The sequence below is a fragment of the Tundrisphaera macrotermitis genome (genome assembly GCF_051175315.1).
GTDB lineage: Bacteria > Planctomycetota > Planctomycetia > Isosphaerales > Isosphaeraceae > Tundrisphaera.
In genome coordinates this window covers 6,398,318-6,410,887 of sequence record NZ_CP195100.1, presented here as the reverse complement: position 1 = coordinate 6,410,887, position 12,570 = coordinate 6,398,318, and the positions used below count along the sequence as shown (strand labels likewise).

General features: G+C 69.8%; 11 protein-coding genes. 5 read left to right on the top strand and 6 right to left on the bottom strand.

Features of this window, described 5'->3' with window-relative positions; genetic code table 11:
* Positions 1–26: 26 nt before the first annotated feature.
* Genes TA3x_RS25835 through TA3x_RS25820 form a run of 4 tightly spaced genes read right to left on the bottom strand, consistent with a single transcriptional unit; the run spans position 27 to position 3,976 of the window.
* On the bottom strand, positions 27–1,133 hold the full coding sequence (locus TA3x_RS25835) for an HlyD family secretion protein (protein ID WP_435017552.1): 1,107 nt from the start codon (positions 1,131–1,133) through the stop codon (positions 27–29).
* Positions 1,130–1,906, bottom strand: a complete 777-nt coding sequence (locus tag TA3x_RS25830) for an ABC transporter ATP-binding protein (RefSeq protein WP_435022442.1) — start codon at positions 1,904–1,906, stop codon at positions 1,130–1,132. The genes TA3x_RS25835 and TA3x_RS25830 overlap by 4 nt, the downstream gene beginning before the upstream one ends.
* A gap of 40 nt (positions 1,907–1,946) precedes the next feature.
* Positions 1,947–3,305 (bottom strand): ABC transporter permease, encoded by a 1,359-nt coding sequence (locus TA3x_RS25825; RefSeq protein ID WP_435017551.1) that lies wholly within the window; start codon positions 3,303–3,305, stop codon positions 1,947–1,949.
* Entirely contained in the window at positions 3,302–3,976 is a 675-nt protein-coding gene (locus TA3x_RS25820) for a CerR family C-terminal domain-containing protein (RefSeq protein WP_435017550.1), read from the bottom strand. The genes TA3x_RS25825 and TA3x_RS25820 overlap by 4 nt, the downstream gene beginning before the upstream one ends.
* Before the next feature lie 353 nt (positions 3,977–4,329).
* On the opposite strand from TA3x_RS25820, the gene TA3x_RS25815 reads away from it, so the two are divergent.
* A complete protein-coding gene (locus TA3x_RS25815; RefSeq protein WP_435017549.1) occupies positions 4,330–5,064 on the top strand; it encodes a HEAT repeat domain-containing protein in 735 nt (244 codons plus the stop codon).
* 194 nt (positions 5,065–5,258) lie between these two features.
* The gene (locus TA3x_RS25810; protein ID WP_435017548.1) at positions 5,259–7,331 is read left to right on the top strand and encodes an endonuclease MutS2; all 2,073 of its coding nucleotides are present in this window, start codon (positions 5,259–5,261) and stop codon (positions 7,329–7,331) included.
* Between the two features lie 13 nt (positions 7,332–7,344).
* Here the strand turns inward: TA3x_RS25810 and TA3x_RS25805 are convergent, their stop codons facing one another.
* On the bottom strand, positions 7,345–9,030 hold the full coding sequence (locus TA3x_RS25805; protein ID WP_435017547.1) for a sensor histidine kinase: 1,686 nt from the start codon (positions 9,028–9,030) through the stop codon (positions 7,345–7,347).
* 19 nt (positions 9,031–9,049) lie between these two features.
* Entirely contained in the window at positions 9,050–10,141 is a 1,092-nt protein-coding gene (locus TA3x_RS25800) for a sensor histidine kinase (protein ID WP_435017546.1), read from the bottom strand.
* Between the two features lie 196 nt (positions 10,142–10,337).
* Between TA3x_RS25800 and fae the strand changes: the two genes are divergently transcribed.
* From fae to TA3x_RS25785, 3 genes are all read left to right on the top strand, one after another.
* Positions 10,338–10,886 (top strand): formaldehyde-activating enzyme, encoded by a 549-nt coding sequence (fae, locus tag TA3x_RS25795; protein ID WP_435017545.1) that lies wholly within the window; start codon positions 10,338–10,340, stop codon positions 10,884–10,886.
* Between the two features lie 168 nt (positions 10,887–11,054).
* A complete protein-coding gene (locus TA3x_RS25790) occupies positions 11,055–12,023 on the top strand; it encodes a DUF1559 domain-containing protein (protein ID WP_435017544.1) in 969 nt (322 codons plus the stop codon).
* A gap of 26 nt (positions 12,024–12,049) precedes the next feature.
* Positions 12,050–12,496 carry a hypothetical protein gene (locus TA3x_RS25785; protein ID WP_435017543.1) on the top strand — a complete coding sequence of 149 codons (447 nt, stop codon included), beginning with the start codon at positions 12,050–12,052 and terminating at the stop codon, positions 12,494–12,496.
* Positions 12,497–12,570: the final 74 nt, after the last annotated feature.

Below are 12,570 nucleotides of genomic sequence, written 5' to 3'. Positions count from 1 at the left end.
TGGCCTCCGGACGGCTCGCCCTGGGGTCACTCGGCGGCGAACGGGCGGCCCACCCCGGCGTCCAGGTTCAGGCCCTCGGGGAGCTTGGCGGCCTCGATGTACACGTCCATCTGCTGGCCGACGAAGATCGGCACCTGCTTCTCGTCGGGCAGGGCATAGACGACCTGGAGCACGCGGGTGTCGACCCGCTCCGAGTTGTCGCCGGTCAGGCTCTTCTTGGGGATCACGTAGGGCTCGACCTTCACCAGCCGGAGGTCGTTGAACCGGACGTTGGGCCGGCCCTTCAGGGTGGCCACGGCGCGGGCCTTGGGGTCGAACCAGTGGAGGTCGTTCTCGTCCACGTCCACCCGGACGTGGAGGGTGCCGACGTCGCCCAGGACGATGAGCGGCTCCTTCCAGACCGCCGCGGCGAACTGGCCCGGCCGGACGTTGACCTGGAGCACCTGGCCGGCGGTCAGGGCGCGGACGGTCAGGCGGTCGAGGTTGAGCTTGACCCGCTCCACCTGGGCCCGGGCCTCCTGGACCGCCGAGCGGGCCACGTCCAGGTCCTGGCCCCAGGTCCCGGCCTTCAGCTTGGCGAGGTCGGCGCGGGCGCGTGCCAGGGTGGCCTTGGCCGCCGCGTAGGCGAACCGGTCGCGGTCCAGGTCGCCGGCCGAGTACATCTGCCTCTGGAACAGGCGGTCGGACCGCCCCAGGGCCGTCTCGGCGTCGGAGAGCTTGGCCGTGGCCTCCTCGACCATCGCCTCGGCCGGGGGGAGGTCCTCGGCCCGGGGGGCGTTCTTGAGCCGCTCGTACTGGGCCTCGGACGCCGCCAGGGCCGCCTTGCGCACCAGGAGGTCGGCCTTCCACTCCCGGTCGTCGAGCTGGAACAGCGGGGCACCCTTCTCGACCTTGTCGCCGATCTTGACCAGCACCTCGGTCACGACGCCCGAGGTCGGGGCTCCGATGGGGATGTTCTCCAGCTTCGGCTCCACCAGCCCCGCCCCGGCGATCGATCGGACGGGGCCGGGGCGGGTCGGCGGCGGGGTCGTGGGCTGGTAGGCCGGCGGCTCCTGCCGGGCCTGGACGATCGTGAAGATCGCGAACAGCAGCCCCGACAGGGCGAGCAGGGGCAGGGATAGCTTCCGGATCATGGCTGGTCCTCCTCGGCGGGCTCGGCGGCCTTCTCATCGACCCGCACCAGGCCCCCGTCGTCCATGTGGGCGATCCGGTCGCCGAAGTGGAAGACGCGGTTGTCGTGGGTCACGACCACCACGGCGCGGTCGGGGCGGACCGCGGCGCGGCGGAGCAATTCCATCACGTTCAGGCCGGACTCGTGGTCCAGCGCGGCGGTCGGCTCGTCGCAGACCAGCAGGCTCGGGTCGTGGACCAGGGCGCGGGCGATCGCCACCCGCTGCTGCTGGCCTCCGGAGAGCTGCGACGGCAGCTTCTCCAGTTTCTGCCCCATGCCCAGCGAGTCGAGCACCTCGGCGGCGCGGGCCACGGCCGGCCCGCGCCTCCAGCCGGCGATGACCAGCGGGATCGCCGCGTTCTCGGCGGCGGTCAAAGCGGGCAGGAGGTTGTATTGCTGGAACACGAAGCCGATGTGCTTGGCGCGGAATCGCGTCTTCTGGCCGTCGCGCATCCGGCTGACCAGCGTGCCGAAGATGTCCACCTCCCCCCGGTCGGCGTCGAGGATGCCGGCCACCACCGACAGGAGGGTCGTCTTGCCGCACCCGGACGGCCCGACGATCATCGTCATCTGGCCGGGCAGGATGTCCCAGTCGACCGACTTGAGGGCCAGGACCTTCTGGTCCCCCTTGCCGAACGACTTGGACACCCCCCGGATCCGCACCGCGACCTCGGCCCCGTCCGGGGCGATGGCGTGGGCGACCGGCACCGCCTTCGTCTGGTCCATCGTCGCCATCATGAGCAGGCCTCCCCCCATCGGGACGCGGTCATCGAACTCAGCCCCGGAACACGACGGCCGGTTCCAGCACGATCACCCGGCGCACGCAGACCAGGCTGGCCAGCAGGCAGATCGCCACCACGGCCACCCCGCTGATCGGCAACAACTGCCAGGGGGTGAAGAACGCCAGCTCGCCGCCCCGGCTCGCCTGGCCGAAAAGCGCCGCCAGGCCGACCCCGATCCCGTACCCCAAAAGCCCCGTCACCGTGGCCTGGAGCAGGATCATCCCCACGATCCGGAGGTTGCTGGCCCCCATCGCCTTCAACGCGCCGAACTGCTTGAGGTTGTCGAGCGTGAAGTTGTAGAAGGTCTGCCCGGCGATCGCCGTCCCCACGATGAAACCGAGCACCGCCGTGATCCCGAAGTTGATCGGGATGCCGGTGTACTTCATGTAGTAGTCGATGGTGTCCCAGATGAACTGGCGGCTGGTGCGGGCCCGCAGCCCGGTCTGGCCGGCGATCCGACGGGCCGCCTCCTGGCGGATCCCCTCACGCTGCTCATCGGTCAGGCCCGGCCGGTCGGCCCCGGCGACCCTGGCCAGGACGTAGGACAGGATCTTGCGCTCGCGGGGCACGAACAGCTTGGCCCGGGAATAGGTGGTGTAGACCACCGCGTTGGACTGGAAGGTGCGGGTCGCCTCGCACACCGCGACGATGTGGCCCCGGTGGTCGTTCATCTCCAGGTCCCGGCCCAGGAATCGGGAATAGAACGCGCTGCGGGCGCGGGCCCGCTCCCTTTCGCCGACCTCGGCGGGGTCCTCGCGGATCAGCCCGGCCTCGTGCAGGAGGTGGCCGATCCCTTCCCTGGCCGTCTGGATGAGCCCGGGCAGGGCCGGCTCCTGGTCCCAGGGCTCGCCGGGGTAGAGCTTGCGGAGCCGGGTGAAGTCCACCATGACCGCCTCGGGCTGGCGGAGGTCTTCGAGCGAGCCGGCCAGCATCCGCCCGGGCGGCGGGGCGCCGATCATCGAATTGTCGTCGAGCCCGAGCAGGATGACCTGCTCGATCACCTGGAAGGATCTGGGCTGCTTCGTGACCGGGTCGATCCCCGTCGAGTTCAGCTTGGCGCGGGCGTTCCCCTTGTAGAGCGGCACCGCCCACTCGATCCCGTCCACGCCCCGGACCCGGTACAGGTTGTTCTCGATCATCGGCTTGATGTCGTCCACGAACCGGACGTTGGGGTCCATGACCCACAGGTCGGCGCCGGTGATGTCGTAGACCTGCCCGGCCGTGCGGCACATCAGCCCGCAGAAGATCGACCCCTGCTGGGTGATCAGCAGCGCGGCGAACGTCAGGCCGAGGACGATGCCCAGGAACTTCGGCTTGTCGCCGGTCAGCATCTTCAGGGCGATCCAGGTCATGACCCCTCCCCTCCCTCGTCGCCATCGGTGCCGGCCGGCCGTCCCGACCCGTCGAGCGGGGCGGCCAGCCCCAGGGCGGCGAGCGTGAAATCGCCGATGTGGGCGCTCAGGTAATCCAGGTCGTACAGGTCCTCGAATCGCCCCGGCCCGATGATCTTCTCGGTGATCATCCGGGCCATCTTGTACTGGAGGCACTGGCCGACCACGCTCATGCACAGGGCATCCAGCCGGCGGCGGTCGGCCCCGGGGCAGATCCGACCCAGGATCCCGCTCAGGCGGAGGAACCGGGGGCGGATCGCCTCGTCGACCAGGATGTCCGCCGCCTCGGTGGGGCTGAGCATCTCGCGGAGCATCAGCGTGTTCTGCCACGACCCCGGGCGGTTGATCGCCAGGACGTTGCTCAGGAAGTGGCGGATGTATTTCCGGAGCTGGTCGGCCGGGGACAGGTGCTCGAACGCGTCGGCCGGCAGCGGGACCGTCCCGCACCGATGGGCCTCCACCACCGCCTGGATGTAGAGCTGCGACTTGTCGCCGAAGTGGTAGTTGACCGCCGCGAGGTTGGCGCCGGCCTTCTGGCAGATCGACCGCACCGTGGCGCCGTCGAACCCCTTCTCGGCGAATTCCTCGCCGGCCGCCTCCAGCAGTCGTGCCTTCGTGTCGTCCTGATTCACTTGACCATCCGAGCGGGGCGAACGGCTGTTTCAAACGGGCGTTTCAATCGAGTGTATTCTTCGGCGGAGGGGCGTCAATATCGGGAGGAAAATTCTCATCGCGGCGTCCCGGGCCCGGGATGGGCGGGGACGGACGGTGTTGGGGTTGTCGGATTTCCGGGTCCGATTAAGATGCGGCGCCGCGGGTTGAGGCTTGCTCCAGGATGATGGTTCGCCGCGGGGAGGAAGGTCGCGACGACGGGGAGTTCCCGGCGTTCGCGCACTCCGAGTCACCAAGACGCCGTGACCGGCGGGTAGGGCCAAGGCACATGCAAGGCGCTCGACCATCACCGCGGTTCCCGGTTCGCGCGGCGATGGCCTTCGCGGTCGTCGTCTCGTCGGGCTCGGGCTGTTCCTCGTTCCAGGGGACCACCGCCGCCAGCTTCCTCAAGAGGATCGAGGAGCGGGACCCCAACGTCCGCTACAAGGCATACGCCAACCTGGCCTCGCCCAAGTGCTATGACGATGAGAACCAGAAGGCGCAGGCGGTGAGAACCCTGGTGGCCAAGCTGGAGGCGGATAAGGAGCCGACCGCCACCCGCGCGGTGATCTGCCGGACCCTGGGGGCGCTGGGCCGGCCCGAGGCCCGCGACGTGATCCTCAGGGCGGTCAACGACGAGGATGGCCTGGTCCGGGCCGAGGCGTGCCGCGCCTTGGGTCGGGTCGGCCGCCAGGAAGATGCCACGATCCTGGCCCGGATCATGACGGTGGACCTGTTGGAAGAGTGCCGCATCGCCGCGATCGAGTCGCTGGGCGACCTGAAGTCCACCGACGGTCGGATCATCACCTATCTGGCCGCCGCGATGGAGCACGACGACCCGGCCATCCGCTACGCCTCCCACAACGCCCTGGTGGCCACCGTGGGCAAGGACTTCGGCATCAAGGCCGACGACTGGAAGGACTACGTCCGCTCGGTGGCCGGGGCCGCCGAGCCGGCGAAGCCCGACGCCATCGCCGCCGCCGAGATCGAGGCGGAAGCCAAGGCCAAGGCCGCCATCGCGGCCCGAGACACCGAGCTGGAACCGCCCTCGCTGTCGCCCGAGCCCTGAGCCGGCATCTCCTACCCCTTCGCGTTGGCCTCCGATCGGCCCGGCGTTTGCCTGCACCTGGACGCCCGTCCTATAACTCAATGGGTTGGCGTGGCGGGGGCGGATCGCCGCGTGCAATAATCGGAGGCGGCGAACCTCGATCGATGGCGCCGTGTCGCCTGGGGTGATCGGGGTTCGGGCCAGGGCGAGGGTTGATGGACGCTCATACGCTGGAATTGCTGGAATTCGACAAGGTGCGTGCCCTGGTGGCCGCGCAGGCGGCCTGCTCGCTCGGCAAGGATGCGGCGCTCCGGATGGAGCCGAGCATCGATCCGGGCGAGATCCGCAACCGCCAGGCGCTGACCACCGAGATGGCCGACGCGCTGGCCTCCGGGCTCACGCCGCCGTTCGGCGGGTTGCACGACATCCGCGCCGTGGTCCGCCGCGCCCAGGTGGGCGGGATGCTGGCGGCGGAAGACTTCGCCGTGATCGTCGAGACCCTCCGCGCCGTGGGCAACCTGGGCGACTGGCTCGCCAAAGTCGGCGACGAGTTCCCCCGGCTGGGCGGGCTCCGCGCCGAGGTCGGCCGGTTCGACGCCGTGGCCAACGCCATCGAGTCGTGCATCGACGCCCGGGGCAAGATCCTCGACACCGCCAGCCGCCGCCTCTCGGCGATCCGCCGCGAGATGGGGCAGGTGGAGGAGAGGATCCAGGAGACCCTGCGGCGGATGCTCCGGTCCAACGAGATCAAGCGCATCCTCCGCTACCCCAACTTCACGATGGTCGGCCACCACTACGTCCTGCCGATCGCCAAGGAACATCGCGGCGAGATCCAGGGCTCGGTCCATCGGACCAGTTCCAGCAACGAGACGGTCTACATCGAGCCCCAGGCGATCGCCGAGCAGTCGGCCCAGCTTTCCTTCCTCCGGTCCAAGGAGGAGAAGGAGATCCGCCGGATCCTCCGCTGGCTCGGGGCCCAGGTCGGCCAGGAAGCCGACCTCCTCCTGATCTCGCTCGACACCCTCGCCGAGCTCGACCTGGTCTATGCCCGGGGACGCTACAGCATCGACTACGCGATGACCCCGCCGGACTTCAACACCGAGGGCCGGCTCGCCCTCCGGGGCGCCCGCCACCCCCTGCTGGAGGCCCTGTTCCGCGGCGACAAGCTCCGGGCGGCCAAGGCGATCGAGGCCCCGGCCGAGGGGGAGGAGGCCCCCGAAGTCGAGCCCGAGCCGACGCCCCCCCCGGTGCCCGCCGAGCCGAGGAAGGTCGTCCCGATCGACGTCCACCTCGGGCTCCAGTTCCGGATCCTGGTGGTGACCGGGCCGAACACCGGCGGCAAGACGGTGGCCATCAAGACGGTGGGCCTGCTGGCGATCATGGCCCAGGCCGGGCTCCACATCCCGGCCAACCAGGGGTCGATGCTGCCGATCTTCGACGATGTCCTGGCCGACATCGGCGACGAGCAGAGTTTGGAACAGTCGCTGTCGACCTTCTCTTCCCACGTCCGCCGGGTGTCGTCGATCTTCCGCAAGGCGACCGAACGCTCTCTGATCCTGATGGACGAGATGGGCGCCGGGACCGACCCCGCCGAAGGGGCCGCGCTGGGGCGGGCGATCCTCGATGAGATCGACTCGATCGGCAGCCTGGCGATCGTGACGACCCACATCGGCGACCTCAAGACCTACGCCTTCTCCAACCCCCGGGCCGAGAACGCGGCCGTGGAGTTCGACCTGGAGTCGCTCAAGCCGCTCTATCGACTCCACATCGGCGACATCGGCCAATCCAACGCGCTCCAGATCGCCCGCCGCCTGGAGATGCCCGAGCACCTGGTGGCGCGGGCGGCCCGCTATCTCGGCGAAGGGCAGGGGAAGCACGTCCCCGAATTGGAGATCGCCCAGAAGATGCGGAGGGAGGCCGAGGCGGCCCGCCAGTCCGCCCTGACCGCCCAGGCCGAGGCCGAGCAGAGCCGCGAGGCGCTCAACCAACGCCTGGCCGACATGCAGAAACAGGCCGAGAACGACGCGAGGATCATCGAGGCCCGCGCCCGGCTCCAGCCCGGCGACCGCGTGGTCGTCCCCCGCTTCGGCTACGACCGGCCCGGCCGGGTGGTCAAGATCGACCCCAGGAAGCGGATCGCCTCGGTGGCCATCGGCGCGGTCAAGTGGGACGTCCCGATCGACGAGCTGATCCCCCAGATGATCCGCCAGCCGGAGGTGCCGGCGGCCCCCGCCAACAAGTCCAGGCTGGTCGGCTCCAAGTACGACCTCCGCGACGACCCGGCCTGATCTCCGCCCCGGATCAGCGTCCGGGCGGGGCGGGCAGGGTGACCAGGAAAGTCGAGCCCTTCCCCGCCCCTTCGCTCTCGACCCGGATCCGGCCGCCGTGGGCCTGGGCGATCTTCTGGCAGATGGCCAGCCCCGCGCCGGTGCCCTCGTACTCCTCGCGGGTGTGGAGGCGGCGGAAAAGCTGGAAGATCTTGGCGTGATAGCGGGGATCGATGCCGATCCCGTCGTCCCGGACCGCCACGACCACCGTCCGCCCGTCGTCCCCCGGACGGGCGGAGACCTCGACCCGGGGGCTCGGGTTCGCGTTGTACTTCAGGCCGTTGCCGATCAGGTTGGCCATGAGCTGGCCGATCCGCGTCCGGTCGCCCCAGATCGAGGGCAGGGGGGATTCGACCCGGACCGAGGCGCCCCGGTCCCGGATCAGCCCGGCCAGGTCGGCCCGGACGGTCTCGACCACCTCGCCGAGGTCGACGGCCTCGAAATCGTCGGTGACCTTGCCGGCCCGCGACAGGTCGAGCAGGTCCCGGATCAGGGTCCGGAGCCGCCGCGACGCGTCGATCAGGTGGTGGACCAGCTCGCGGCCCGATTCGTCGAGCTGGTGGCCGTGGTCGCTGAGCAGGAAGTCCGAGAAGCCGATCAGGGTCCGGACCGGCTCCTGGAGGTCGTGCGAGACGACCCGCGTGAACTCGTCCAGCTCCTGATTCTTGCGGGACAGCTCGGCGTTGGCCGAGGCCAGCCGCTCGACGCCCTGCTGCAACTCCGACTTGAGGGCCTGGAGTTCGCGATTGGCCCGGCGGAGGCCGTCGTTGGCCTGGACCAGCTCCTGGGTCCGTCGGCGAAGCTCGTCCTCGTCGCGGAGCTTGGCCGTGACGTCGGCCAGGTGGCAGCGGAGGTGGGTGATCTTGCGATCGACGCCGTAGCGGGCGCCGATGTTCAACTCGACCGACTTCACGGCGCCCCGGGCGGTGACGATCTTGTAGATCAGGCCGTGCCCTTCGCCCCGGGCCAGGACGGATCGCAACTGCTGGCGGGCCAGCTCGCGGTCGTCCTCGTGGACCACGTCCAGGAACGACTTTTCGCGGAGTCGGGCCAGGTCCCAGCCGAGGAATTCCTGCTCGGTGGCGCTCGAATCGAGCCACCGCCAGGTCCGGGGCTCGAGGCGGTTGATCATGTCGAGCGAGGAGAACTCGCCGGTGGCCATCATCTCGAAGGCGATGGTTTCGGGCGGCTCGTAGGAGCCGCTCCGGGTCATGACGCCGGGGGCGGGCCGGGAGGTGGCGAATTCGCCGGTGTCGTAGGCCCCGATCGGCGGCTCGTCGAGGCGGCGGGCGACCCGGTCGCGGAGGGCCATGTATCGCCCCTGGAGGACCCGGACCGGCTCGATCAGGTCGGCCAGGTCGGCGGTCGCGGGCAGGTCCCAGACCTCGTCGGGGTGGTCGTTGAAGGCGGCCACGTTGCGGGCGAGGGAGCGGACCGGCCGGATCCATCGCCTCCGCTCCTGCCGCCTCCGGGCCACCTCGGTGGCGGCGATCGTCGCCAGGCCGACCGCCGCGATCAACGCCGGCGCGGCCGCCGATCGGGTCGCGGCCAGGGCGACGGCGGCCGCCCAGCCGAGGGCCGACGGCAGGGCGACCCGGCCGAAGGTCGCGATGGCCTCGCGTCGGGAGTCTCGGTCCTGGCGGTCCGGGCCGCGTCGCATCGGGGAGCGATCCTCCGGTTCAGGCCGGCGACTCGGCCTCGGCCGACGGGAGCCAGACGGTCAGGCAGGCGCCGCCCCCGGCGTGATTCTCTGCCGTGAGCCTGCCGCCGTGCTCGCGGAGGATCTCCGAGGCGAGGTAGAGGCCATAGCCGGTGCCGCCATCCTTGGTCGTGTAGAACGGCTCGAAGATCCGGGGCAGGTGCGCCGGGTCGATCCCGGGGCCGTCGTCGACCACGTCGATCCGGACCCACGGGGCCTCGGGCCGGGGCTCGGGCCGGGCCTGCACGACGATCTTGCCCTCGGCCCGCTCGGCCAGGATCGCCTCGTGGGCGTTGGCCAGGAGGTTGAGCAGCACCTGGATCATCCGCCCGGCATCGGCCCGGACGATCGGCATCCGCTCCTCGGCCTGGACGATCACCGCGACCTTGCTCCGGCGGGCGTCGGTCCCCTTGTGGAACAGGCTGGCGGCCTCGCGCAGGACCGGCCGGATGTCGATCGGCGCGGGGTCGCTGGGCCCGGTCCGCACCGCCGCCATCAGGTGGTCGAGCCGGACCTGGAGGGTGATCGCGGCCCGGAGGATCGGGTCGACCCACTGCTTGCCGGGGTGCTCGGCCAGCTCCATGCCCAGCAGCTCGACGTTGCCCCGGATCACGGTCAGAGGGCCGCGGATCTCGTGGACGATCCCGGCCACCAGCCGGCCCACCTGCGCGAGCTGCTCGTTGAGGACCGACAGGGTGGAGAGCTTGCGGAACTCCACCAGGCGGTTGACCCGGGCCAGGATGATCTCGCGGGGCTCGTCCTTGTTCAGGTAATCGTCGGCCCCGGCGTCCAGGGCGGCCAGGATGTCGTCGTCGTGCCCCCGGACGGTGAGCATCAGGATCGGCAGCCCGGTGCAGACCGGGTCGGCCCGCAGGGCGCGGCAGACTTTGAACCCGTCGGTGTCCGGCAGGTTGAGGTCCAGGACCACGATGTGGGGCCGGACCTGACGCGCCTTGCCGACCGCCTCCAGGCCGCGCGACAGCTCCTGGACCTCGAACCCCGCGCGACCGAGGATCGCGCGGAACAAGGCCCGGTCGGATGGGCTATCGTCGACGAGCAGGACCGTACTCATCCGTCCGCCCTCGGTGGGGCCCGCGCCCGGCCGGTCGCATTCCCGGGCCGCGCCGGGCCTCGGGCTCATCGTATCAGGACGCCGTCGCGATTACGATGGACGGCCGTCGAACCCCGCGAGGCCCCCACGGGGCCGGATCGCGGGCCATTTCCCACGGGCCGCACGCCGCGGCCCGGACACGCCGGAGCCGGTCGAGATGGGCGAGAAGATCACGTTGCGGACCGGGGAAGCCCTGGTCGAAGGGGCCGAGGATTACATGGCGGCCGAGCCCGAGGTCGTCATCGGAGAGCTCGACGGGCCGGTCGGGCACGCCCTGGCCCAGCTCATCGGGGATCAGGTCAAGGGGCACACCAAGGTCTTCGCGATCCTCAACAGCGACGTCCAGGTCCGCCCCGCGACCGTGGTCGTCAGCAAGGTCACGGTCAAGGATCCGCGCTACACCAACATCCTGATGGGCACGATCCAGGCGGCCATCGCCAACGGCGTCCTCGACGCCGTCCGGGCCGGCGACCTGCCCAAGGACCGGGTCAACGACCTGGGGATCATCTATTCGGCGTGGCTCGACCCCTCGGTGATCGAGGTCGAATCCGTGGATCACGCGGCCCTCTTCGCCGTCCATCGCGAGGCGACCGCCAAGGTGATCCGCAAGGCGATGCGCAACGAGCCGACCATCGACTGGCTGCTGGAACACCAGGACGAGGTCCAGCACTATTACCACCAGCTCGGGCTGGAAGGGGGCCTCTGAACGGCCGCACCAAAATCTTTTCACCTCCCTGGCGGCTGGATTGCGGACCTGCGATGGTCTTGTTAGACCAGACGAGTCATCCTTATCCGATCCAGATCGGCCGGCCTGTGCCGGGAATCCTCCATTTCCGGCCCGGGTCGCCCCACGTACTCCTCCGGAGGTGTCCCGATGCGCCGTCGCGGATTCACGCTGATCGAATTGCTGGTGGTGATTGCGATCATCGCGGTCCTGATCGCCTTGTTGCTGCCCGCCGTGCAGGCCGCGCGCGAGGCCGCCCGCCGGTCCCAGTGCACCAATAATCTGAAGCAGTTGGGGCTCGCCTTCCACAACTACCATTCGACCAACGAGTGCTTCCCGACCGGCGAGTGCACCCAGCCCAACAACACCGGGGCGCGGACCTTCTGGACCTGCTACATCCTGCCCTATCTGGAACTGGGCACGCTGGGCAATGCCTACAACTATTCGCTGAGCATCAACACGTCGGCCGACCCGAATTATGGCCTCTACAACTCGACGGTGACCCAGGCGGCGATCAGCACCTATCTCTGCCCCGACGACACCGGCGGGACCATGGCGCGGGGGGCCTTCTACTGGGGCCGGTCGAACTACGTCGCCACCTACAGCCCGGACGGGCTGATGATCGAGAAGAACGTCAACTTCACCTACGACACCCGCTGCAACGGCACGGTCAACCCGTCGACCCGGCAGGCCCTGTCGAACTTCAACGTCACCCGGGGCCTCCGTGACATCACCGACGGGTCGTCCAACACGGTCGCCGCGTCGGAGCTGATCCACGGGCCGACCAACACCAACGATGGCCGAGGCACCGCCTGGTACGACTGGGGGGTGCAATACACCCACCACCGGCCGCCCAACGCCAAGGTCGCCGACGCCGTCTACCCGGACTCGTACTGCGTGAACACCAAGAAGGGGGCGCCCTGCGTGGGCAACACCACCGGCCCGGCCCAGTCGTGGTGCCAGCAGGACTACGCGGCCCGGAGCTACCATCCCGGCGGGGTCAACATCCTGATGGCCGACGGTTCGGTGAAGTTCGCCAAGGACACGATCAGCCTGGTGACCTGGCAGGCCATCGCCAGCATCAACGCGGGCGAGGTCATCTCGGCCGACTCTTACTGACGGATCGAGGCCGGGAGGATTCTCCGATGCGGTTCCATTCCATCCCGATCGCCGGCCTGCTGGCCCTGGCGGCCCTCGCGCCCGGCTGCTCCCAGGAGACCGGGCCGAGGACGATGCGCGCCTGGGGCGACGTGACGCTCGACGGCGCGCCGGTCGAGGCCGGGTCGATCACCTTCGAGTCGACCGACGACGCGGCCCCGGCCCAGGGGCCGATCCAGGGCGGCAAGTTCGACATCGCCGCCGACGCCGGGCCGACCGCCGGCCGGACCTACGTCATCAAGATCAACGCCGCCAAGAAGACGGGCAAGACCATCCCCAACATCATGGGGGACGGCGCGCCGACCATGGACATCCTGGCCGAGACGATCCCGCCCGCGTTCAATGTGAAGTCGATCATCAAGAAGACGATCGACCCGGACGCCTCCAAGAACGAGTTCCATTTCAAGCTCACCAAGGCGGGCACGTTCGAGTAGCCAGCGGCCCGTCCGCACCCGCCATGCCCGACCCCGAAGGCCGACGACGCGGGACCCCATCCCGGTGTCGTCGG